Below are 23,297 nucleotides of genomic sequence, written 5' to 3'. Positions count from 1 at the left end.
CACCGGCCCCGGGCGGCCGCAGGCACGGATGGGCTGCAACAGCGCGCGGTATAATCTGTGAATGGGGGAACGTTACTTACGCAGTGTCCGGCTTCTGGCGGAATGCATGCAGGGTTTCGAGCGGCATGCGGGCGAATTCGTCCGCTCGTGCGGGCTGACGCACGCGCAGTTCGACATCGTCGCCACGCTCGGCAACACCGCGGGCATGAGCTACAAGGAACTGGGCGAGCGCACACTCATCACCAAGGGTACGCTGACCGGGGTGATCGAGCGGCTGGAGCAGAAGGGCGTGGTCGAGCGTTGCCGCAACAGCGGCGACAAGCGTTCGTTCTACGTGCGCCTGACGCCGGCCGGCGACGCCATGTTCCGCGAGGTGTTCCCCAAAGTCGTCGAGCACGGCAAGACACTGTTTGCCGCGTACGGCGCGGCGGATTTCGACAAGCTGGATGAGGCGCTCGGCACCCTGCGGCAACGCATGCACGACGCTTCCGCAGCACCGCAAGCAAAGGAGTAATTTTGAAAACCACGCTGCTCGAGGGAAAAAAGCCCGCCCACTTCGACAAGCACATCATCGGCAACCTGCTGCTGGACGTGGCCCCGGTCGACGAAGTACGCCAGGAAAAAATGCTGATCGGGGTGCGCAACGAGGCCGGCGAGATCTACCGCCTGATCGGCGCGGCCAAGGTCAACAGCTTCATCAACGCGGTCGAGGAACTGCTCGACCTCGGCCTGGTCGATGAATTGAAGGACACCGAGGACAGCCGCGACGGCTACGACGCGATCTTCAGCGAGTCCTGATCCGTAACAATTCCTTACGGAAACTTTTTTGGAAGCCCGTCCGTGACCGGGAGTATAATTTCCCAATGGACAGACTCCACGCCCTGAAGACGATCGCCGCCGAAGCCCAGCGCGGCGAACTCGCGTTCCCGACCAATGTCGAGGCCACGCTCGGGCTGCAGCGCGCGCTCGCCAACCCGGATTGCCACCTGGATGCCGCCGCGCGCCTGGTGCAGGCCGAGCCCCTGCTGGCCGCGCGCACCGTCGCCATCGCCAACTCGGTGGCCTACAATCCGGCCGGACGCGAGGTGACCAATGTCGCCACCGCAGTCCAGCGCATCGGTTTCCGCGCCCTGGGCGCCCTCACCGCCTCCGTGGTCGCGCGCCAGCTGGCCGGCCAGATCCGCGAGCCCAGCCTGCGCGCCAAGGCCGACCAGCTGTGGCAGCACAGCGCCAGCGTGGCCGCCCTGTCGCAAGTGATTGCGCGCCGCGTGTCGCACGTGGATGCCGATACCGCGATGTTCGCCGGCATCGTGCACGAGGTGGGCGGCTTCTACATGCTGTCGCGCGCCGCCGAATTCCCCGGCCTGCTCGACGATTGCGCCGATGAATGGATCACCCACGGCGAAGTGGCCATCGGCCGCGCCGTGCTGCGCAAGCTGGACGTGCCGGCGCCCGTCACCGGCGCCATCGAAGCCCTGTGGAACGGCCTGCGCGCCCTGCCGCCGGAAACCCTGGGCGACACCCTGCTGCTGGCCAATGACCTGGCCAGCGTGCGCTCGCCCCTGCACGAGCGTCCCGGCGCGAGCAGCGCCTCGGCCGCCGCCACCGTCGATTTCGCCATCGGCGACGGCACCCTGGCCAAGGTGCTGGAAGAATCGGCCGACGAAGTGCGCAGCCTCGCCGCCGCCCTCAGCTGACATCCCGCGGACCAAAAAAAATGCCCGCTGCAAGAGCGGGCAAAGTCCAAAACTAGGGATGTCCTGAAAGAGACAGTTCTAGAATAGTCCATGGAATGTGAATCCACCGTGCGATGGTTCACACAAAACAGAACTTCTATTCAGGAACCATTGGGCAAAAAAAACCCGCTCACGGGGAGCGGGTGAAGTCCAAAACTAGGGATGTCCTGAAAGAGACGAGTCCATCTTACGGTTTGGACTATTTGTATTCTGTGCGGTAACTCACACAAAAGTAAAAAAGGTCACATTTGCGTGTGACCTTTTGCCAGCTGGCGTTCAGACCACCGCGCCGTCCGTTTCGTCACGCTGCTTCTGCGGCTTGACCAGGTCTTCGCGCTTCACGCCCAGCCACTTGGCGATGGCGGCAGCCACGAACACCGACGAGTAGATACCGAAGCAGATACCGATGGTCAGCGCCACCGCGAAGTAGTGCAGGGTCTGGCCGCCGAAGAACAGCATCGACAGCACCATCATCTGGGTACAGCCGTGGGTAATGATGGTACGCGAGATGGTGCTGGTGATCGCGTGGTCGATGACCTCGGTCACGTCCATCTTGCGCTGCTTGCGGAAGGTCTCGCGGATACGGTCGAAGATCACCACCGACTCGTTGACCGAGTAGCCCAGCACCGCCAGCACCGCCGCCAGCACCGTCAGCGAGAATTCCCACTGGAAGAAGGCGAAGAAGCCGAGGATGATGACCACGTCGTGCAGGTTCGCCACGATCGCCGCCACCGCGAACTTCCACTCGAAGCGCACGGCCAGGTAGATCATCACGCCGATCACCACCATGATCAGCGCGTTCAGGCCGTTCTGGGCCAGTTCGTCGCCGACCGACGGGCCGACGAAGTCCACGCGCTGCAGGCTCACCACTTCCTTGCCGGCGGCGTCGAAGCAGCCGGTGCGGGTGACGTTTTCGCCCTTCTCGGTGGTCGCCTGCATTTGCTTGGGCGCGCCGTTTTCAGCCGCGCACAGGGAGTTGAACACATTGGCCGACAGGTTCGCGCCGGCCGGGCCCTTGACCGTCGGCAGGCGCAGCATGATGTCCTGCGCCGTGCCGAAGCTGGCCACCTCGGGCGACTCGAAGCCGAGCTTGACCAGGTTGTGGCGGATCTTCTCCTGGTCGGCCGCTTGCGGATAGCGCAGCTCCATCACGGTGCCGCCGGTGAACTCGACCGAGAAATGCAGGCCCTTGTGCCACAGGAAGAATACGGCGGCGACAAAGGTCAGCGCCGAGATCACGTTGAAAATCAACGCGTGGCGCATGAACGGGATGTCCCGTTTGATCTTGAAAAATTCCATCTTCGTTCCCGGTTGAGTTTATTTCTTCGCTGCGGAGGTCTTGGCGCCGGCGCCGGTGATGCCCGGCGTCCAGACCGTACCGATGGCGATCTTGCCCAGTTTCTTCTTGCGGCCGTACCAGAGGTTGACCACGCCGCGCGACACCACGACCGCCGAGAACATCGAGGTCAGGATGCCCAGGCAGTGCACCACGGCGAAGCCGCGCACCGCGCCCGAACCGAAGATCAGCAGCGACAGGCCGACGATCAGGGTGGTCACGTTGGAGTCGAGAATGGTGGCCCAGGCGCGCTCGAAGCCGGCCGAGATCGCCGCCTGCGGCGTGTTCCCGGCACGCAGTTCCTCGCGGATGCGCTCGTTGATCAGGACGTTGGCGTCAATTGCCATACCCAGCGCCAGCGCGATTGCCGCGATACCCGGCAGGGTCAGCGTCACGCCCAGCATCGACAGCAGGGCCAGCAGGAACAGCAGGTTGGTGCCCAGCGCGATCACGCTGAAGGCGCCGAACAGCTGGTAGTAGATGATCATGAAGATCGCGATGGCGACGAAGCCCCACAGGGTCGAGTGCAGGCCCTTGGCGATGTTCTCCACGCCCAGCTGCGGGCCGACCACGCGCTCCTCGATGAATTCCATCGGCGCCGACAGCGCGCCGGAGCGCAGCAGCAGGGCCAGCTCGGCCGCTTCGGTGCTGGTGCCCATATTGGTGATCTGGAAGCCGGAACCCAGCTCGCTCTGGATCACCGGGGCGGTCAGCACGTTGTACTTGCCTTTTTCCTTCAGCAGCACGGCCATTTTCTTGCCGACGTTCTCACGGGTCGCTTCGCGCATCTTGCGGCCGCCGTCGCCGTTCAGGTCCAGGCTCACGGCCGGCTGGTGGTTCGAGTCGAAGCTCGCCTGTGCGCTGGAGATGTAGTCGCCGGTCAGGATCACGTCTTTGAAAACGACCACCGGGGCGCCGCGGCCTTCGGTGAACAGTTCGTCGTTGAGCGGGATCTGGGCGGTGGTTTCGGTGCCCGGGGTGATCGACGAATCGACCATGCGGAATTCGAGGGTCGCGGTGCGGCCGATGATGTCCTTGGCGCGCGCCACGTCCTGCACGCCCGGCAGCTCGACCACGATGCGGTCGCCGCCCTGCTGCTGGATCACCGGCTCGGACACGCCCAGTTCGTTGATGCGCTTGGACAGGGTCGCGATGTTCTGCTTGACGCCCTCTTCCACCACGCGCGTGAGCGCCTCTTTCTTCAGGCTGACCAGCAGCTGCAGGTCGTTGCCGTCGGCCGCGTCGGCCAGCGCCAGGTCGGCGTTCGAATTGGCCAGCGCATTGCGGGCGGCGTCGCGGGTCGCGGCGTCGCGGAAGTGGATCAGCAGCTGGTTGCCGTTGCGCTCGATGCCGGCGTGACGGATGTCCTTGTCGCGCAGCAGGCTGCGGGCGCTGGCCTGGATGCCCTTGATGCGGGTTTCCAGCGTCGCCTTGGCATCCACCTGCAGCAGGAAGTGCACGCCGCCGCGCAGGTCCAGGCCGAGGTTCATCGGCTTCGCGCCGATCACTTCCATCCACTTGGGCGTGTTCTTGACCAGGTTGACGGTGACGATGTAGTCGGGGTCGGCCGGGTCGCGGTTCAGGTCGCGCTCCAGCGCCGACTTGGCCTTGAACTGGGCGTCGGTGGTGGCGAAGCGCGCCCGCACCGACGACATGTCGCCAGCCCCTTCCAGATCGACCGTGGTGGCCGCGATGCCGTCACGCGTGAGCGAGTCCCGCACGCGCGTGGCCAGGTCGCTGGTGACCTTGGTCGTGGACTTGCCGGCGGTGACCTGCAAGGCCGGCGATTCGCCGAAGTAGTTCGGCGCCGTGTACAGCAGGCCCAGAACCACCGCGACGGTGATCATGATGTATTTCCAGAGGGGATAGCGATTCATAGTGTTCCAGCGTTCTGTGTTGGACTGCCGGACGGCCGCGCGGGCCGCCGGGGACGCTTACAGGGACTTGATGGTGCCTTTCGGCAGCAGGGTCGTGACCGCGTTCTTTTGCACCACGATTTCGGTGTTCGGCGCCACTTCGATCGTCACATAGGCTTCGGTCACCTTGCTGACCTTGCCGAGCACGCCGCCGACGGTGATCACTTCGTCACCCTTGGCGAGCGCTTCCATCATCGACTTGAGTTCTTTCTGGCGCTTCTGCTGGGGACGGATCATGATGAAATACATGACCACGAACATCAGGATCAGCGGGGCGAAGGTACCGAGGTTACCCAGCAGGCCGGGCTCGGCTGCCGCCGTGGTTTGCGCGTAGGCATTGGAAATGAAGAACACAAGGACTCCGTTTTGTAATAGTTGGATTAAAAAATAGCGCTGTATTCTAGCACCGGGCGCCGCGCGCGGGCCATTCTGGACCATATGCGGCTGAGATGCCCTTTTGCAAGATATATTGTGAAATTAGTGATGCATGGCCCAGACCAGGCCGATTCCGAACACCCCGTACAGCAGTCCGAACATGGCGAAACGCTGGGCGGTCAGCTGTTTCTGGCGGATTAACAACAGCAGGCCGGAAATCGACACCATGGTCACGATGCCGGCCCACAACAGGGAAGTGTCCAGCAGCCAGGGCGTGAAGAACATGCCAAGGGCGCTGGGCACGGTGGCCTGGATCATCATCGCCCCACTGATGTTTGCCAGCGCCAGTTCCGGCTTGCGCTGGCGCACCCAGATCACCGCGTTAAGGGTCTCCGGCAGCTCGGTCGCGATCGGGCTCAGGAGCAGCGCCACCAGCTGCGGCGGGATGCCCAGCATCGGGCCGATGTCTTCCAGCCGGTGCACGAACAGCTGCGAGGCGAAGAAGATGACGACCAGCGCCAGCAGCGTCTGCGCGATCGCCCAGCCGGCATGCGGCGATTCTTCGCGCGGGCGCAGCTTGAGCGGTTCGAGGTCTTCGGCCAGCGCCAGGTCGCCCTCGGCCGACATCGACTTCCATACATACACGCCATAGGCCAGCAGGAACACCGCGCCCAGCCAGGGCTTCCAGGCGAACACCACCAGGCCCAGCGCCAGCTTGAACACGAAGATGCACAGGAACCAGCCCTGGTCGCGCGCCAGCAGCCGGCCGGTGGATTGCATGACGGACGACCACTTCAGCTTGTCCTTGACGGTCAGGTAGGTCAGGCCGACCACGGCGTAGGAGATGGTCGCCAGCACCAGCGGGCCGCCGAGCGCGGCGCCGACGCCGATGTCCTTGGCGGCGCTGTCCTTGCCGAAGGCGACCGCGACAAAGGTCACGACGCTTTCAGGCAAGGCGGTGCCGAAGGCGGCGAGCACGGTGCCGGTGGCGTTCTGGGTCAGGCCGAAGCGGTGGCCGATCCATTCAACGCCGTTGACGAAGTATTCGCAGGACAGGTAGATGACCGCGGCGGAAAGAATCAGGAAGAAAATTGTCAGGAGCATCGAAGGTTCCAAGGCCGGACACGTACCAATGACCATACGCCCGTCCGGCCACGGAAGGCGACATGATCAAAGGTCTTGCCAAGCGTTTCAACCGCTGACGCCATGGCCTGCGGGCCAAGTATGTTGACGTCAGCCCTTCCCGTTGCGGGAAGGAGGCTACTCCCCAATGAATGCGGGGAGTTTACCACAGGGCATTATGCAAAAACAGACCGTCGTTCCCGCGAAGGCTTGAACGACGGTATCTAAACAATTAAACGCCGCGCGCCCGGTCAGCATTGAACTTCAGGCGGAACGCGTGGAAACCATCCGCATCGATCGCATCGCGAATCTCCTGCATCAGCTTCAGGTAGTAGTGCAGGTTGTGGATCGTATTCAGCCGCGCGCCCAGGATTTCCTTCGAACGGTGCAGGTGATGCAGGTAAGCCCGCGAGAAGTTCTTGCAGGTGTAGCAATCGCACGATTCATCCAGCGGCGCCGTGTCGTCCTTGTAGCGCGCATTCTTGATCTTCAGGTCGCCGAAGCGGGTGAACAGCCAGCCGTTGCGCGCGTTCCGGGTCGGCATCACGCAGTCGAACATGTCCACGCCATTGGCCACGCCATCGACCAGGTCTTCCGGCGTGCCCACACCCATCAGGTAGTGCGGCTTGTTCTCCGGCAGGCGCGGGCCGACGTGGGCCAGGATGCGCTGCATGTCTTCCTTTGGTTCGCCCACCGACAGGCCGCCGATCGCCAGGCCCGGGAAATTGATGTCCTCCAGCCCGGCCAGCGACTCGTCGCGCAGGCGCTCGTACATGCCGCCCTGGACGATGCCGAACAGCGCGTTCGGGTTCTCGCCGCGATTGAACTCGTTCATCGAGCGCTGGGCCCAGCGCAGCGACATGCGCATCGACTTGGCCGCTTCCTCGGCGGTGGCCGGGCGGCCGTCGATCTCGTACGGCGTGCACTCGTCGAACTGCATCACGATGTCCGAGTTCAGCGAGCGCTGGATCTGCATCGACACTTCCGGCGACAGGAACTGGCGCGAACCGTCGATCGGCGAGGCGAACTTCACGCCCTCCTCCGTGATCTTGCGCATCGCGCCCAGCGAGAACACCTGGAAGCCGCCGGAGTCGGTCAGGATCGGGCCGTCCCAGCCCATGAAGCCGTGCAGGCCGCCGAACTTGTCGAGCACCTCGGTGCCCGGGCGCAGCCACAGGTGGAAAGTATTCCCGAGGATGATCTGCGAACCGACCTGTTTCAGCTCGTCCGGATCCATGGCCTTGACCGAACCATAGGTCCCGACCGGCATGAAGATCGGCGTCTCGATCGTGCCGTGGTTGAGCTTCAGGCGGCCGCGGCGCGCGTGCGACAGGCCGCTGGTGTCTTTCTTGAGGAGGGTGAATTCGAGCATGCTTTATTGGCGTGATTGGGTGGTCAGCAGCATGGCGTCGCCATAGCTGAAGAACCGGTATTCATTGGCGATGGCATGGGCGTAGGCCTTGCGGATCGCGTCGTAGCCGGCGAAGGCCGACACCAGCATCATCAGGGTCGACTTCGGCAGGTGGAAGTTGGTGATCAGGCGCGTCACGGTGCGGAACTTGTAGCCGGGCGTGATGAAGATCGAGGTGTCGTCGCTGCCGGCCTTGATCTCGCCCGACTGCGAGGCCGCCTCCAGCGCGCGCAGGCTGGTGGTGCCGACGGCGACCACGTCGCGGCCGGCCGCTTTTGCCGCGCGCACCGCGTCCACCGTCTCCTGCGGGATCGTGTACCACTCGCTGTGCATCTTGTGCTCGTCCAGGTTCTCGACCCGCACCGGCTGGAAGGTGCCGGCGCCCACGTGCAGGGTCACGTAGGCCAGCTTGACGCCCTTGGCGGCCAGCTTGTCGAGCAGCGGCTGGTCGAAGTGCAGGCCGGCGGTGGGCGCAGCGACCGCGCCCGGCTCCTTCGAATAGACGGTCTGGTAACGCTGCTCGTCGAATTCGCCGGCAGTGTGCTCGATATAGGGCGGCAGCGGCAGGCTGCCGTGCGCCTCGATCAGGTCGAACACATCGCCCTCGAAGATCAGCGTGAAGAATTCGCCGGCGCGCTCGCCCACGGTCACGTCAAAGGCGTCGGACAGGCGGATCTTCGAGCCCGGCTTGGGCGACTTCGATGCGCGCACCTGGGCCAGTACGCTGCGCTCGTTCAGCACGCGCTCGACCAGCACTTCGACCTGGCCGCCGGTTTCCTTCACGCCGAAAAAGCGCGCCTTGAGCACGCGCGTGTTGTTCATCACCAGCAGGTCGCCCGGCTGGAGCTGGTCGACAATGTCGGCGAAGTGGCGGTCGGTGATCCGCTCGCCATCGAGCTGCAGCAGGCGCGAAGCACTGCGGTCGGGCAGCGGAAACTGCGCGATGCGCTCGGGCGGCAAGTCGAAATCGAAATCGGAGAGCGTGTACATTCTGGTCATCTCTGGAACAATCGGTGCTGGCAGCCTTACAATACAGGCCGCGCCCTCGCGGGCGAACCCTCTATTTTACGTGATTTACGCTGATTCGCCGCGTTTATGCCAGCACCGAAACCCAAAGCATCGGCCGCCCAGATCGAAGCCAAGCTCGCCAAGCTGGGCCTGCGCTCGGACATGGACCTGGTGCTGCACCTGCCAATGCGCTACGAGGACGAGACCCAGGTCGTCACGATCCGCGAGGCTTGCATGCGCGGCGGCCAGACCTGGCAGGTGGAAGGCATCGTCACCAAGAACGAGATCGCGTTCAAGCCGCGCCGCCAGCTGCTGGTGACGATCACCGATGACAGCGGCGAGCTGCTGCTGCGCTTCATGAACTTCTACGGCAGCCAGGTCAAGCAGCTGGCCGAGGGCGTGCGGGTGCGGGCGCGCGGCGACCTGAAACACGGCTTCTTCGGCGCCGAGATGGTCCACCCGGCGTACAAGATCGTCAACGAAGGCGCCCCGCTTCCCACTTCGCTGACGCCGGTCTACCCATCCGGCGAAGGCCTGTCGCAGACCATCCTGCGGCGCGCGATCGGCGACGCGATGAAGCGCGTGGACTGGCGCGACACCCTGCCGCAGGCGCTGCGCGCGCAGCTCAAGCTGGAAGACTTTGAACCGTCGATCAAGCTGCTGCACTACCCGCCCACCGACGTCGACGAATACGCGCTGACCGAGCGCACCCACCCGGCATGGACCCGCATGAAGTTCGACGAGCTGCTGGCCCAGCAGCTGTCACTGAAACGCGCCCAGCGCGCCCGCCGCGACAAGGGCGCGCCGCAGCTCAGGGCCATCGGCACCTTGTCCGAATCCTTCCTCGCCGCCCTGCCCTTCAAGCTTACCGGCGCCCAGCAGCGCGTGGTGCGCGAGATCCGCGCCGACCTGCGCGAGGGCTTTCCGATGCAGCGCCTGCTGCAGGGCGACGTCGGCAGCGGCAAGACCGTGGTGGCGGCGCTGGCGGCGGCGCAGGCAATCGACAGCGGCTACCAGGCCGCGCTGATGGCGCCCACCGAGATCCTCGCCGAGCAGCACTTCCGCAAGATCGCCGCGTGGATGGAGCCGCTGGGCGTGAAAGTCGCCTGGCTCACCGGCAGCCTGAAGAAAAAAGACAAGTCGAGCGCCATGGAACTGGTCGAATCGGGCGAAGCGCAGCTGGTCATCGGCACGCACGCGCTGATCCAGGACACGGTCAACTTTGCGAAACTGGGCCTGGCGATCGTCGACGAACAGCACCGCTTCGGCGTCGGCCAGCGCCTCACGCTGCGCAACAAGGGCGCCGGCGGGGAAGTGCCGCACCAGCTGATGATGTCGGCCACGCCGATCCCGCGCACGCTGGCGATGACCTACTATGCCGACCTCGAAGTGTCGGTGATCGACGAACTGCCGCCCGGCCGCAGCCCGATCGTCACGCGCACCATCGACGACAACCGGCGCGACGAAGTGATCGAGCGCGTGCATGCGGCGGCGCTCGAAGGGCGTCAGGTCTACTGGGTCTGCCCGCTGATCGAGGAATCCGAAGCGCTGCAGCTGCAGACCGCGACCGAAACCTACGAAACGCTGGCGGAGGCCCTGCCCGATCTGCGCGTCGGCCTGGTGCATGGCCGCCTGAAGCCGGCCGAGAAGCAGGAAGTGATGGACGCCTTCGCAGCGGGCGAGGTGCACGTGCTGGTCGCGACCACCGTCATCGAGGTGGGCGTGGACGTGCCGAATGCCTCGCTGATGGTGATCGAGCACGCCGAGCGCTTCGGCCTGTCGCAGCTGCACCAGCTGCGCGGGCGCGTGGGCCGCGGTTCGGCGGCCAGCGCCTGCCTGCTGCTGTACCAAAGCCCGCTCGGCCCGGTCGCCAAGCAGCGCCTGATGACGATGCGCGAGACCACCGACGGCTTCGAGATAGCGCGGCGCGACCTGGAGATCCGCGGCCCCGGCGAATTCCTCGGCGCGCGCCAATCGGGCCAGGCGATGCTGCGCTTTGCGAACCTGGAGACCGACCAGTGGATCGTCGAGCAGGCGCGCGACGTAGCGCAGCACCTGCTGCAGGAAGAGCACGGACCGTACCGCTTCACGGTCGACGCCCACCTCGAGCGATGGCTCGGCGGGCGTGAGGAGTTCCTGAAGGTCTGATTTCAGCTTTGGATAGGACTGCTATCGACCCATTGCAGACGTTCAGACTACCTTCACTTGGTCACCTCTTTGATCGTGGCAACAGAAGTCTTGCCCTCATCAGGTACAAAACTCAAATAAACGAAAAGTTACTGCAATGAAGGAATAGCTTGCAATTTATCTGGGTTCCTTACCACGTATATAGATGAAATTGTACCGGCATCGATGCAGAACGATTGCACTGATTCAACTTTCCCATCAATGTAGCGAATTAGCCCAGGCTCACCATTCACGCGCACCATTCTATATGCGACCCGTTTACGGAAAGCATTTTCAACTGCCCAATAAAGTCCTGCTACGCGTCCCGTCCCGATCAGAACCTTGTCCAGGGAAGGTACTTTTCCACCACCGTCTGCCCTGTATTCGACATCTACGGACAGTAGTGTCTTCATTGCATCACGATCAGCCTGAGCGGCCGCCTGCATGAAATTTTCGAGGACGACGCGATGCATACTCTTCGATACCGTGAAACGCGGACTATCCTGGCGTATCCGTTCTTGCGCCCGGTGGACGAGTTGTCTGCAGGCGACTTCGCTTTTGCCAAGCATGATTGCAACATCGCCATACTCCTGATCGAATACTTTTCGCATCAGGAACGCAGCGCGCTCCTCCGGCGTCAGTCGTTCCAGCACCCAGAGCATTGCGACAGATACGTCGCTTGCCAATTCGGCAGCGGCCTCAGGTGTGTGTTCGACCAGCTCGACCACAGGCTCCGGAATCCACCACCCGGTGTAGGCTTCGCGCTCGTTTTTCCGGCTCCGCAAGCGATCGATCGACAGCCGCGTTGTGATGGTCACTAGCCAGGCTTCAACCGACCTGACTTCATCATGCGCGCTCGTGCAAAAGCGCAGCCATGCATCCTGGACGATGTCCTCCGCATCAGCGCGCATGCCGAGCATACGATAGGCGATCAAGAAAAGACGTGGGCGCAAGGCTTCGAACACAAGCAGATCGGCGGACTCCATGGCTACCCTGGGCATTAATAAAGCTTCCTAGACGATCCGGCACTGACCGTTGTGACAGATTCATTCGGTGTGTCACAGCAGCACGAGGCCACGCGTCTTGTGTGCAGCGGCGGGCAGGTGTTGCCAGCCGTATGACCAATAACGCATGAAAGGAAGCAGAATGATGAATCGCGCAAACTGGTTTCAAGTTTCGCAACAAGGCGCCAAGGCGCTGGGGGCACTCCACCATTATGCAACGACGGGCACGGCTTTGGCACCGGAACTCATTCACCTTGTTTTCCTCAGGACTTCTCAATTGAATGGTTGCGCGCACTGTATCGACGTCCACACCCGCGATCTCATCAAACACGGGATGTCGGTGGATAAGATTGTACTTGTGCCGGTATGGGAAGAGGCCGCATATCTGTTTTCGGACAAGGAACAGGCGGCACTCGCGTGGACAGAGGAGGTGACACGCGTGAGCGAAACCCATGCTTCAGACGAGGCGTATTCGGCAGCATTGGCCGCGTTCGGAGAAAAAGACCTGGTCGAACTAACGATCGTGATCGCCGCCATGAATGCGATCAATCGCATGGGAATCAGCTTCCGTTTGAAGCCGCGTGCGAGGGTTTAGCAATGACCTAGCGGGGAACATCGTTGTTCTCTGGCACGCTAATCTCGAAGGACATCAACGTCCGCTTCTGGCCGGTTGCAGACCTACCTGGACGTCTGTAACCGACCCGAAGCGGACTGACAAAGAGAAGGCCTTTATGTTCTGCCAGTCGACTGATCGCATCATGGCGAGGAGTCGTCGCGCATACTCTGTGGCTCCCCTTTCCAGAACGCCATGGCAAGCAAAAAGCCTCCGGAAACGAAACCGTTTGCCACCACTGCAAGTGTCCCGTAAGGCGACAGAACAATCGAGCCCCCGATGAGCAGCACGAAGAAAATCAAGTAGACCACCCACCCTTGCCACACTACAGGGAGGCCCCATCCCCAGCCACCTCTAGCAGGTCGTACAGGGAACCAATAGCGTTTCGTTGCCATGACACTTCTCCGATCAGGTTAAGTGCAATGTATCGGTCTGCGACACCACATTGACCAATTTTTCAAATTGTCGAATGTCCGCATGTGGCCGAACCCGGCCGTTGGGCTCAGCATAGCATCTTGCCAAGCTGGAAAAATCTCAGACTGTCACGATCGGCAGGATCCGACCCGAAGCGGTCATTTTGTGATCTGGAAGAGGACTAGTTCCTTCGGAATTCGCCTCGTTGAAGACTCAGGGCCTTGACCAGTAAGGAAAATGCAGGTGTCGGCTGACGCCTGCTTGGATAGTAAAGGTGGTAGCCGGACATTGGTGCCGACCAGTCTGCCAACACGCGGACCAGCCGTCCGGCTGCCAGGTGTTCCTTTACGACATCCTCAGGGAGGTAACCGAGTCCGAGTCCGGCCAGGGCGCTGTCGAGTTGCAGAGTCATCGTGTTGAACGCCAGTTGGGCGCCGGGCCGTACCTTCAATTCGCGCCCGTCTTTTTGAAATGGCCATGACCATACCCCTCCAGAAGTCGGAAGACGCAATCCGATGCAACGATGCGCGTTCAAGTCATGCGGCGTCTTGGGCTTTCCGTACCTCTTGAAATAAGCCGGCGCACTGACCACGTATTGCTTGAAGTCCGGCCCGATGCGCAGGGCAATCATGTCCTGCGCGACCTGTTCACCAAGGCGCACCCCCGCATCGAACCGGTCCGCCACGATGTCGGCGAGACCGTAGTCATTGATGATTTCGACCGTAATATCGGGATAGTCAGGAAGCAGCGCGGCCAGTGCCGGCAGCAGGATCGTCTGCGAGGCATGTTCAACCGAGGTAATGCGCAGGCTTCCCGCCGGCTTGTCCCGCAGCTCGCTTAACTCAGCCAGTCCGGACGCGATGCCGTCAAAGTGCGGCCCGATGGACTTGAACAGCCTTTCACCTGCCTCGGTGGTGGAAACGCTGCGTGTCGAGCGCGTCAACAGGCGCACACCGAGTCTTGCTTCGAGCGCCGTGATCTTCGCACTCAGCGCGGGTTGCGAAATTCCGAGCTGCGCTGCCGCGCGCGTAAAGCTCTGCTGCGTCGCGACCGTGGTGAACGCGACCAGATCATCCATGCTCTCTTTTACCATTCATAACCTCTGCCTATAAGCACAAGATGATTATGGCACCTAATCATATGCAACGAGCGCTGTTACATTCGATGCATGCACTGCGCCGCAGCGACTTCGACATTCACTTTTAACACTCAGCAAGGGCAGCACCATGGCAACGGATGACAAACACGCTGGACTGGCGCCGCCATCACCCGATCACCCAGCGTTCGGAAACCGGGGGCGGCGCACATTTATGAAGCACTCGGTCCTGCTCGGTACGGTCGCAGCAGTCGGACCGATAGTCGGTGCAGCGCACGCGCAGGGGAGAAAAGCCATTCAACGCACACAAGGGAAAACGATGAAACAACGCATATTAGGAACCATGAAGGTGTCGGAAATCGGCTTGGGCTGCATGACGTTCGCCGGAAATTACAATGTGCCTGTCCAGAAGGAACAGGCAATCGGGACGATCCGCACGGCCGTCGAGAATGGCGTGACCTTCTTCGATACCGCCGAGGTCTACGGCCCTTACATCAGTGAAGAGTTCGTCGGTGAAGCTCTCGCACCGGTTCGGGACAAGGTACGGATCGCGACGAAGTTCGGTTTCGCGATCGACGGCACGATCGCACTGAACAGCCGTCCGGAACATATCCGTAAAGTGGTTGAGGAATCGCTTAAACGCCTGCGGACCGACCGCATCGACCTGTGTTACCAGCATCGCGTCGACCCGGCAGTGCCAATCGAAGAAGTTGCCGGCACGCTCAAGGACCTGATCAAACAGGGCAAAGTACTGCATTGGGGCCTATCTGAAGCAAGCGCCAAAACGATTCGTCGAGCGCATGCCGTGCAACCAGTTTCCGCGGTGCAGTCGGAGTACTCGCTATGGACCCGCAATGTTGAATTGAATGGCGTTCTCGCGACCTGCAATGAACTGGGCATTGGCTTCGTGCCATGGTCGCCGGTCGGCGCTGGCTTCCTGACGGGCGTGATCGATACGAGCACGAAGTTCGATGCAAAGACTGATTTCCGCGCCGGATTTCCGAGGTTCACGAAAGAATTTCTCGCGCTGAATATGCCGATCGTCGAATGGCTTAAGGCATATGCCGCGAAGAAGGGGGCGACACCGGCGCAGGTATCGCTGGCGTGGTTGCTGGCGAAGGGACCCAACATCGTACCGATCCCGGGCACGCGAACCGAGGCGCACCTGCTCGAAAACATCGGTGCCCAGCGCCTGCAATTGACGACCGCTGATGTTTTAGAGATCGACACCATGCTCGGCAAATATCCGGTTTTCGGCGACCGCATGGGCGAAGCACACATGAGCCAGATCGACTACACAGTCTGATCCCGGCTTGATTCAAACGCTATCTTGAAGGTGAAGTCCCTTGAAACACAGAAAATTATTCGCGCCAATGGAGCTTGTGCCTGGCCTGCTCTTGCGCAATCGCGTCGTGATGGCGCCGATGACCACTTGGGCCAGCAACGACGATGGCACCGTTTCCGATGAGGAAGATGCGTACTATCGCCGACGGGCGAAGGACGTCGGCCTGGTCATTACCGGCTGCACGCACGTGCAGGCCAACGGCATTGGTTTTACGGGCGAATTCGCCGCGCACGATGACCGCTTTATTCCGAGCCTGCGCAAACTGGCTTTGGCGGCCAAAAGCGGCGGCGCGCCCGCGATCCTGCAAATCTTTCATGCAGGTGTGAAAACTCTGCCAGAGCTGGTTTCCGACGTGGTGGCCGCAAGCGCAGTCGTCGGCGATGGCGGGCCGTTTGCGTCAGCCATCCTGCCTCGGGCACTGGACGAAGAAGAGATCCTGGATGTCGTCAGCGCATTTGCGCATGCGACGCGACGCGCCATTGCTGCCGGCTTTGATGGCGTCGAACTCCATGGCGCCCATGGCTTCCTGCTCCAAAACTTCTTTTCCCCACATTCCAACCGCCGCAGCGACCAATGGGGCGGCTCATTGGAAAACCGCATGCGCTTTCCTCTCGCGGTGGTAGCGGCCGTCAAGCGCACGATTGCAGAGCACGCCAACCGGCCATTCGCACTCGGCTATCGCATTTCGGTCGAGGAAAACATCGATGGCGGTTTGGAGATGAGCGATTCACTTAAGCTGATCACGCGACTGATCGCTGCTGGTGCGAGCTACATCCACGCATCGCTCGGCAGCGCACTGGACCAGAAACCTACCACCGAGAGGTCGGATGCCACCATCGTCAGCATCCTGCGCGACCACATCGATGGCCGCGTGCCGCTGTTGGCTGCGGGCCGCATTAGGACGCCAAGCCAGGCTGAAAGCGCGATAGACATGGGACTGTCACTAGTGGTCGTGGGTCAGGGTCTCGTCGTCAATCCGAACTGGCTCGCGGACGCGCGCTCAGGTCGCGAGGGTGATATTCACCTGTCCGTTTCCGCTGGCGATGTCGTACCGGCCAGGATCCCCCACAAGCTATGGGCCGTCATCGATGCAACCCCAGGATGGTTCAATGTGATCTGACTATCAACCTGCCCAGAAGGGCGGCCAATCGCGTCATTACGCGAAGGCCGCTTTTGGCCGAAAGCGGAATTACTGCTTTTCTTTGGTCAGCTCCACGCCGTCCACCGTCATCTTCCACTTGCCCTTGTCCAGGTGCGGAGGCTTGCTGACCACGAAGGTAGTGTGTACGTAAGGCACCCCGGCCTCGAAGTTATCGCCGTTGAAGCTTTGCAGCTCGATGTTGACGTCCGCGTTGAAGTCGCGGCGATTGCGCTTGTAGTGGATCTTGCCGTTCTGCTGGATCGTCAGCAGGAATCCTTCGCCCTTCCATTCGCCCACGTAAGAGGATTTCGAATCCGGCACCGGCACCGGATCGGCGAAGCTCGGCTGCGACAGAAGAAGGCCTATGGCCAGCAGTAATGCACGACGCATCATGGGCACTCCTTGTGAATTGGGGAAAGCAAAAGGTAAGATATTTACGCCGAGTATCGTGCCTGACACGACCCAATGTCAACTCGCGGATGGGCGTCCGGCGCGATGCGATCCGCATACGAAAAAGCCCGCATGTGCGGGCTGTTTTCGTTGAAGCGCCAGGTATTACTTGGCTTCGGCGGTTTGCTCGCCCTTGGTGTCGGCCGCGGTTGCTTCGGCTTTCTTGGCGGCCTTCTTGTGAGCCTTGGCTTTCTTGTGCTTGGTCGCAGCCTTGGCGACCTTGGTGTCGGTCGTTGCCTTGGCGTCGGCGGCCGGAGCAGCCTGCTCGGTCTTCGCAGCCGGTGCGGCCGGGGTGGTGGCCGCAGGGGTCTGCGCGAATGCAGCGGTTGCGAACAGGCCGGCGATCAGGGTAGCGATGACTTTTTTCATGATGATGATCCTTAGTGGTTTATCAGGTAGAGCACATATCGTGTGCTACTGAGCCAAAAACGGACCACCCCATGTGTCTGTTGACGTCCTTTACAATCGCTTACGAACCAGACAATTGCTTACAACTCGTCATTACGCGGCGTCGGCACTGTACGACACGCCGACCTGGCGCCGCACTTCGTCCATCACGCCCATCTGCTCCAGCGTCTCGCCGTGCGTCATGTGCGGGCTTTCGAGCAGGCCCGCGAGATAGCAGCGCTGCGCTTCGATCGCTTCGTACGAATAGCCATTGCCGGTGAAGGGTGTGGGGATGGTGCGCGAACTGCCGTCATCGAGAGTGACCGTGATCGAGGTGGCCTGGTGGAAGCGCGTGTTCATGCGCACCTGGCCGCGCGTGCCAGACACCGTCAGTTCGCACGGCGTGCGCGCGGCAACCGAGCAGCTGCAGGCCGAGATGCCGCCTCCGCGGTGCTTGAGCGTGAAGGCGGTCTGCAGGTCGACGCCGGTCGGTCCCAGCTCCGCCTGTGCGCGCACCGATTCGACCGGCCCAAGCAAGGCGGCCGACAACGACAGCGGATAAATGCCAAGGTCGAGCAGCGCGCCGCCGCCCAGCGCCGGGTTGAACAGGCGGTGCTCCGGACCGGCTTCCGAGTAAAAGCCGAAATCGGCGGTGATGGTGCGCGCCGGGCCGATCTCACCGGAGTCGATGATGCGGCGGACTTCGGCCAGGGCCGGCAGGAAGCGGCTCCACATCGCCTCCATCAGGAACAGCTTTTTCGAGCGCGCCAGCGCGACCACTTCCTCGGCCTCGCGGCGGTTGACGGTGAACGCCTTCTCGCACAGCACACCCTTGCCGGCCTTAAGCGCCATTAGCGCGTCGCGCGCATGCAGCGTGTGCGGCGTGCCGATGTAGACCAGCTCCACATCCGTATCATCGGCCAGTTCCTGGTACGAGCCGTAGGCTTTCGCCGCGCCGAACTCCTGCGCAAACGCCTGCGCGCTGGCGAGGTCGCGCGAGGCGACGGCGTGCAGCACGGCGCCCGGCGTGTCTTTCAGCGCGTTGGCGAAAGCGCGCGCGATCCTGCCGGTGCTGAGGATTCCCCACCGAACCGTTGTTGTCATGGATATCTCCTGATCATTGCGTCCGCTTGGGACGGAAGACGCTGTCGTCGGAATAGAAAGCTTCGTCCTGGCCGGGCCACCAGCCGGGCACGCCGAGCACCGGCAGCGGCGTGAAACCGCCGCCGGCCAGGCCCTGCTCGCGCAGCTGCGAGGCGACATACTGGTCGAGCCAGGCGCGCTGCTCGTCCCACGCCAGCGCAAAGAATGCGGCCGGCGCCTGCACCACGCGCACGTGCGCCGTGATCGCCTTGCGCGGGGCAACCAGCTTTTCCATCAGTGCGTGGCCGAACAGCCAGAGCGCGGCATCGCGGCCGAACATGGCGCGCCGTTCGTACAGCGCTTCGCGCCAGCGGTGGCCGCGCAAGGCCTCGACCAGACCGCTGCCCTCGGCATCATCGCGCACCACCAGCAGCGCGGCGTTCTCGTCGAAGATGGTGGCGGCATCGCGCGCCGGCCCACGCGACTTGCCGACGCCGGCCTGCGCGATCTGCGCAGCCTGCAGCGCATTCAGTTCGCGCTTGATGAGCGGGAAGGTCTGCCACACCAGGCCGTTGAAGAAGTCGTGCAGGTTGTCGCGCGTAGGCACGCAGCCGGTGGCGCCGATGAATTCCTCGTAGGCCGTCCCTTCCGGCAGCGCGGCCTGCGGCACGAAGCGCAGCGGCAGCCCGCGATGGTTGCTGATGCCCAGCGTGGCCGCGCTGGCGTTGAAGGCGTCGATGACGCTGCCGCCCTGCAGGCGCTGGAACGCAGGCCGCACCGAATCGAGCCACGGCCGCGACCAGTCGATCTGCGCCAGCATGCGGCTTACAGCATCTTCCAGTTGATCTGTTCGCCGGCGTTGAGCGGCACCAGCGCCGTTTCGCCGAAGGGCACGGTGGCCGGCAGCGTCCACGGTTCGCGCTTGAGCGTGATGCTGCCTTCGTTGACCGGCAGGCCGTAGAAGGCCGGGCCATTCAGGCTCGCGAAGGCTTCCAGCTTGTCGAGCGCACCGGCCTGTTCGAAGGCGGTGGCGTACAGCTCCATCGCGTGCAGGGCGGTGTAGCAGCCGGCGCAGCCGCACGAGGCTTCCTTCGCGCCGACCGCATGCGGGGCCGAGTCGGTGCCGAGGAAGAAGCGCTCGTCGCCACTGGTGGCGGCGGTGACCAGCGCCAGCCGGTGCTCCTCGCGCTTGAGCACGGGCAGGCAGTAGTAGTGCGGCCGGATCCCGCCGCGGAAGATCTCGTTGCGGTTGTACAGCAGATGGTGCGCGGTGATGGTGGCGCCGATCGGGCCCTCGGCTTCGGCCACGTATTCGGCCGCGTCCTTGGTGGTGATGTGCTCGAACACGATCGGCAGTTCGGGCATGTCGCGGCGCAGCGGGCGCATCACGCGCTCGATGAACACGGCTTCGCGGTCGAACAGGTCGATCTCGTGGTTGGTCACTTCGCCGTGCACGCACAGCGGCATGCCGACTTCCTGCATCACTTCCAGCGTCTTGTAGCACTTCTTCAGGTCAGTCACGCCGGCATCCGAATTGGTGGTGGCGCCAGCCGGGTACAGCTTCACGGCGTGGACGAAGTCGGTGTCGCGGGCGCGGCGGATCTCGTCCGGATCCGTGTTATCGGTCAGGTACAGCGTCATCAGCGGCTCGAACTTCACACCGGCCGGCAGCGCGGCCAGGATGCGCTCGCGGTAGGCGGCGGCGGCGGCCACGGTGGTGACCGGCGGCTTAAGGTTCGGCATCACGATGGCGCGTGCGAACTGGTGCGCGCTGTGGGCCACGACGCTGGACAGGTGGGCGCCGTCGCGCAGGTGCAGGTGCCAGTCGTCGGGACGGATGAGGGTGATGGTTTGCTGGGTATCGATGGCAGGCATGGCAGGTTCTGGAAGAGCGGAGTGCCCGTTATTTTACCCGCAGCGGCGGCCGGGGCGCTCCGCGACCGCTTGCGGCGGCCCGGCGACTCATCCACAAAATTTTAATATTCATCTAGATGATCCAGTTGACACGCATGAATCCCGGGAGTAGGATGGCTTCACGGTTCAACGAGAACCACCCGGACAAGGAGACAGAAATGATTCATTTTGTGGTGCACGAAGATGGTGATTCGGTGGGTACGGTGGTGGTGGTCGACGGCGTCAAGACCGGCGATGCGCTGACGGGCTGGGTGATGGAGCAGGACCACCTGATCGAGACGCGTTCCGGCAGCGACATCCCGGTCGGCCACAAGATCGCGCTGAAGGACCTGAACGTGGGCGACACCGTGATCAAGTACGGCGTCGACATCGGCAAGGTGGTCCAGCCGATCAAGGCGGGCCAGCACCTGCACGTCCACAACGTCAAGACCAAGCGCTGGTAAGCCGCCGCGCGGGCCCAAGACAAGCGAATCGAATTCAGGAATCGGAGATTAGAAATGATTAACAAGGACACCACCTTCCTCGGCTACCGCCGCGAAAACGGCCGCGTCGGCGTACGCAACCACGTCATCGTCCTGCCGGTGGACGACATCTCGAACGCCGCCGCCGAGGCGGTCGCCAACAACATCAAGGGCACCATGGCGCTGCCGCACCCGTACGGCCGCCTGCAGTTCGGCGCCGACCTGGAGCTGCATTTCCGCACCCTGATCGGCACCGGCTCGAACCCGAACGTGGCCGCGGTGATCGTGATCGGCATCGAGCCGCAGTGGACCCAGCTGATCGTAGACGGCATCGCCAAGACCGGCAAGCCGGTGCAGGGCTTCGCGATCGAGCACCACGGCGACCACGACACCATCTACCGCGCTTCCAAGGCTGCGCGCGAGATGGTGCAGAACGCGTCGGAGAAGCAGCGCGAGGTGTGCAATATCAGCGAGCTGTGGGTGTCGACCAAGTGCGGCGAATCGGACACCACTTCCGGCTGCGGCGCCAACCCGACGGTGGGCAATGCCTTCGACAAGCTGTACGAAGTCGGTTCGACCCTGGTGTTCGGCGAGACCACCGAGCTGACCGGCGGCGAGCACCTGGTGGCTGCGCGCTGCGCGACGCCGGAGGTGAAGGAGAAGTTCATGGCCTTCTTCGACCGTTATCAGGAAGTCGTCAACCGCCACAAGACCTCCGACCTGTCCGACTCGCAGCCGACCAAGGGCAATATCGCAGGCGGCCTGACCACGATCGAGGAGAAGGCGCTGGGTAACATCCAGAAGATCGGCAAGAAGTGCAAGGTGGACGGGGTGCTGGACAAGGCCGAGACGCCGACCGGTCCGGGCCTGTGGTTCATGGATTCGTCGTCGGCCGCGGCCGAGATGGTGACCCTGTGCGCGGCAGCCGGCTATGCGGTGCACTTCTTCCCGACCGGCCAGGGCAATGTGATCGGCAACCCGATCCTCCCGGTGATCAAGATTTGCGCGAATCCCAAGACCGTGAAGACGATGGCCGAGCACGTGGACGTGGATACCTCGGGACTGCTGCAGCGTGAGCTGAATATGGATGGCGCCGGCGACAAGCTGCTGGAGTGCATGCTGCGCACCGCGAATGGCCGCCTGACTGCTGCGGAAGCGCTGGGCCACCGTGAGTTTGTGCTGACCCGCCTGTACGAGTCCGCATAAAGCACCGCAACCTCAAAAAAACCGTCGTCCCGGCGAAGGCCGGGACCCATAGAACGCGTGCAGGTGGCACTGTAGCCGCGAGCCTGCTCGCTCAGCATGGGTCCCGGCCTCCGCCGGGACGACGGTTTTGGGGGTAACTATTTTTCTTGAGGTTACCGCTGCGTCTGAGGTAACTATTTATACGGTTATCGAGAAGTACTTCTTCAGCGCCTCGGTGAACGCCATGCGGCTGTGGCTGGTGCGCTCCAGCAGACCGACATTACGCGCCGTGGTCACTCCCGGCACATGAATCACCCTTAGCGCCCCGTCCTTGTCCCACTGGACGTTCGCCAGCTGCGGCACGATCGACACCCCGAAGCCCTGCCGCACGATCTCGATCATCGCTTCCACCGAGTTGAGCTCCAGCTCATCATGCGTCGCCGTCACGCCCGCCTGCGCCAGCACCTCCTTCACCAGCATCCCCGTCCACGTGTCGCGGTCGAAGCGGATGAAGGGCGCCTCGCGCAGCGCGTCCAGCGGCTCGGCCGGCAGCTCGAAGTGCGGGCGGCGCGGCACGATCATCACCATCGGCTCGTGGTAGAGCGGCGTCCACAACAGGTTCGAGGCCAGCGGCCTTGGCGGCTTGGTGACGATCGCCGCATCCAGCTCGCCATGCTCGACCTTGTACGCGAAGTCGCTCGACAGTCCGACGAACAGTTGCACCTTGAGCCGCGGATGCTCGCGCTTGAGCGACCACAGCGCGTCGGCGAATGAGCCCATCAGGGTCGACACCAGCGCGCCCATCATCACCCTGCCCGACAGCTCGCCGCTGTCGTCCGCGTTCGCCAGCGCCTCGAAGCGCACCAGCAGCTCCTCCACCTGCGGCACCGCCTTGCGCCCTGCCGTGTTGAGCACGACCGAACGCGGTCCGCGGTCGAACAGCGCCTGGTTGAGTTCTTCCTCCAGCGCGCGAATCTGCAGCCCGACCGCGGCCGGCGTCAGCCCGATTTCCTTGCCGGCCGCGGCGAAGGTGCCGTACTTCGCGACGGCGAGGAAGGTCTTGAACATGCGAATGGATGCCATGGGATGATGATAAAGAATTTCTTTATCTCGTACAAATAAAGATTAGCTTTC

23 protein-coding genes and 1 riboswitch are annotated in these 23,297 nt (G+C 62.7%); of the genes, 9 read left to right on the top strand and 14 right to left on the bottom strand.

The window, feature by feature from the left end:
• Window positions 1-106: 106 nt before the first annotated feature.
• From NX778_RS22950 to NX778_RS22940, 3 genes are all read left to right on the top strand, one after another.
• A complete protein-coding gene (locus NX778_RS22950) occupies window positions 107-514 on the top strand; it encodes a MarR family winged helix-turn-helix transcriptional regulator (protein WP_258814129.1) in 408 nt (135 codons plus the stop codon).
• 2 nt (window positions 515-516) lie between these two features.
• Window positions 517-798, top strand: a complete 282-nt coding sequence (locus NX778_RS22945; protein ID WP_258814128.1) for a hypothetical protein — start codon at window positions 517-519, stop codon at window positions 796-798.
• Window positions 799-863: 65 nt separating this feature from the next.
• Window positions 864-1,697, top strand: a complete 834-nt coding sequence (locus NX778_RS22940) for an HDOD domain-containing protein (protein ID WP_258814127.1) — start codon at window positions 864-866, stop codon at window positions 1,695-1,697.
• A gap of 315 nt (window positions 1,698-2,012) precedes the next feature.
• On the opposite strand, the gene secF is transcribed toward NX778_RS22940, so the two are convergent.
• From secF to queA, 6 genes are all read right to left on the bottom strand, one after another.
• The gene (secF, locus tag NX778_RS22935; protein WP_258814126.1) at window positions 2,013-3,035 is read right to left on the bottom strand and encodes a protein translocase subunit SecF; all 1,023 of its coding nucleotides are present in this window, start codon (window positions 3,033-3,035) and stop codon (window positions 2,013-2,015) included.
• 18 nt (window positions 3,036-3,053) lie between these two features.
• Window positions 3,054-4,949 carry a protein translocase subunit SecD gene (secD, locus tag NX778_RS22930; RefSeq protein ID WP_258814125.1) on the bottom strand — a complete coding sequence of 632 codons (1,896 nt, stop codon included), beginning with the start codon at window positions 4,947-4,949 and terminating at the stop codon, window positions 3,054-3,056.
• 57 nt (window positions 4,950-5,006) lie between these two features.
• Complete coding sequence (yajC, locus tag NX778_RS22925) at window positions 5,007-5,342, bottom strand: preprotein translocase subunit YajC (protein ID WP_258814124.1); 336 nt, start codon at window positions 5,340-5,342, stop codon at window positions 5,007-5,009.
• 123 nt (window positions 5,343-5,465) lie between these two features.
• Complete coding sequence (locus tag NX778_RS22920) at window positions 5,466-6,467, bottom strand: sodium:calcium antiporter (RefSeq protein ID WP_258814123.1); 1,002 nt, start codon at window positions 6,465-6,467, stop codon at window positions 5,466-5,468.
• A gap of 3 nt (window positions 6,468-6,470) precedes the next feature.
• Window positions 6,471-6,644, bottom strand: a riboswitch (yybP-ykoY riboswitch).
• Window positions 6,645-6,717: 73 nt separating this feature from the next.
• Window positions 6,718-7,857, bottom strand: a complete 1,140-nt coding sequence (tgt, locus tag NX778_RS22915; protein ID WP_258814122.1) for a tRNA guanosine(34) transglycosylase Tgt — start codon at window positions 7,855-7,857, stop codon at window positions 6,718-6,720.
• A gap of 3 nt (window positions 7,858-7,860) precedes the next feature.
• Window positions 7,861-8,886, bottom strand: coding sequence for a tRNA preQ1(34) S-adenosylmethionine ribosyltransferase-isomerase QueA (gene queA, locus NX778_RS22910; protein ID WP_258814121.1), 1,026 nt, complete (start codon window positions 8,884-8,886; stop codon window positions 7,861-7,863).
• Between the two features lie 105 nt (window positions 8,887-8,991).
• On the opposite strand from queA, the gene recG reads away from it, so the two are divergent.
• Window positions 8,992-11,052: an ATP-dependent DNA helicase RecG gene (recG, locus tag NX778_RS22905; RefSeq protein WP_258814120.1), complete on the top strand. Its 2,061-nt coding sequence runs from the start codon at window positions 8,992-8,994 to the stop codon at window positions 11,050-11,052.
• 128 nt (window positions 11,053-11,180) lie between these two features.
• On the opposite strand, the gene sigJ is transcribed toward recG, so the two are convergent.
• The gene (gene sigJ, locus NX778_RS22900; RefSeq protein WP_258814119.1) at window positions 11,181-12,056 is read right to left on the bottom strand and encodes an RNA polymerase sigma factor SigJ; all 876 of its coding nucleotides are present in this window, start codon (window positions 12,054-12,056) and stop codon (window positions 11,181-11,183) included.
• 163 nt (window positions 12,057-12,219) lie between these two features.
• Between sigJ and NX778_RS22895 the strand changes: the two genes are divergently transcribed.
• Window positions 12,220-12,669 (top strand): carboxymuconolactone decarboxylase family protein, encoded by a 450-nt coding sequence (locus NX778_RS22895; RefSeq protein WP_258814192.1) that lies wholly within the window; start codon window positions 12,220-12,222, stop codon window positions 12,667-12,669.
• A gap of 613 nt (window positions 12,670-13,282) precedes the next feature.
• On the opposite strand, the gene NX778_RS22890 is transcribed toward NX778_RS22895, so the two are convergent.
• Window positions 13,283-14,194, bottom strand: coding sequence for a LysR family transcriptional regulator (locus tag NX778_RS22890; protein ID WP_258814118.1), 912 nt, complete (start codon window positions 14,192-14,194; stop codon window positions 13,283-13,285).
• Between the two features lie 322 nt (window positions 14,195-14,516).
• Between NX778_RS22890 and NX778_RS22885 the strand changes: the two genes are divergently transcribed.
• A complete protein-coding gene (locus NX778_RS22885) occupies window positions 14,517-15,503 on the top strand; it encodes an aldo/keto reductase (RefSeq protein ID WP_258814191.1) in 987 nt (328 codons plus the stop codon).
• Between the two features lie 40 nt (window positions 15,504-15,543).
• On the top strand, window positions 15,544-16,662 hold the full coding sequence (locus tag NX778_RS22880; protein ID WP_258814117.1) for an NADH-dependent flavin oxidoreductase: 1,119 nt from the start codon (window positions 15,544-15,546) through the stop codon (window positions 16,660-16,662).
• 69 nt (window positions 16,663-16,731) lie between these two features.
• Here the strand turns inward: NX778_RS22880 and NX778_RS22875 are convergent, their stop codons facing one another.
• The 5 genes from NX778_RS22875 to pyrC form a co-directional block, all read right to left on the bottom strand.
• Complete coding sequence (locus tag NX778_RS22875) at window positions 16,732-17,076, bottom strand: hypothetical protein (protein ID WP_258814116.1); 345 nt, start codon at window positions 17,074-17,076, stop codon at window positions 16,732-16,734.
• A 162-nt stretch (window positions 17,077-17,238) separates the two neighbouring features.
• Window positions 17,239-17,502 carry a hypothetical protein gene (locus NX778_RS22870; RefSeq protein ID WP_258814115.1) on the bottom strand — a complete coding sequence of 88 codons (264 nt, stop codon included), beginning with the start codon at window positions 17,500-17,502 and terminating at the stop codon, window positions 17,239-17,241.
• Window positions 17,503-17,634: 132 nt separating this feature from the next.
• A complete protein-coding gene (locus NX778_RS22865) occupies window positions 17,635-18,624 on the bottom strand; it encodes a Gfo/Idh/MocA family protein (RefSeq protein WP_258814114.1) in 990 nt (329 codons plus the stop codon).
• 13 nt (window positions 18,625-18,637) lie between these two features.
• Window positions 18,638-19,423: a DUF3025 domain-containing protein gene (locus NX778_RS22860; RefSeq protein WP_258814113.1), complete on the bottom strand. Its 786-nt coding sequence runs from the start codon at window positions 19,421-19,423 to the stop codon at window positions 18,638-18,640.
• A 5-nt stretch (window positions 19,424-19,428) separates the two neighbouring features.
• Window positions 19,429-20,478 (bottom strand): dihydroorotase, encoded by a 1,050-nt coding sequence (gene pyrC / locus NX778_RS22855; protein ID WP_258814112.1) that lies wholly within the window; start codon window positions 20,476-20,478, stop codon window positions 19,429-19,431.
• Window positions 20,479-20,675: 197 nt separating this feature from the next.
• Here pyrC and NX778_RS22850 point away from each other — a divergent pair, with 197 nt between their 5' ends.
• Entirely contained in the window at window positions 20,676-20,960 is a 285-nt protein-coding gene (locus NX778_RS22850; protein ID WP_258814111.1) for a UxaA family hydrolase, read from the top strand.
• Window positions 20,961-21,014: 54 nt separating this feature from the next.
• Window positions 21,015-22,184 carry a UxaA family hydrolase gene (locus tag NX778_RS22845; RefSeq protein ID WP_258814110.1) on the top strand — a complete coding sequence of 390 codons (1,170 nt, stop codon included), beginning with the start codon at window positions 21,015-21,017 and terminating at the stop codon, window positions 22,182-22,184.
• Between the two features lie 177 nt (window positions 22,185-22,361).
• On the opposite strand, the gene NX778_RS22840 is transcribed toward NX778_RS22845, so the two are convergent.
• Complete coding sequence (locus tag NX778_RS22840; protein WP_258814109.1) at window positions 22,362-23,246, bottom strand: LysR family transcriptional regulator; 885 nt, start codon at window positions 23,244-23,246, stop codon at window positions 22,362-22,364.
• Window positions 23,247-23,297 lie beyond the last annotated feature (51 nt).

Source organism: Massilia terrae (assembly GCF_024753145.1).
GTDB classification, from domain to species: domain Bacteria; phylum Pseudomonadota; class Gammaproteobacteria; order Burkholderiales; family Burkholderiaceae_D; genus Telluria; species Telluria terrae.
This window is presented reverse-complemented; position numbering and strand designations above follow the sequence as displayed.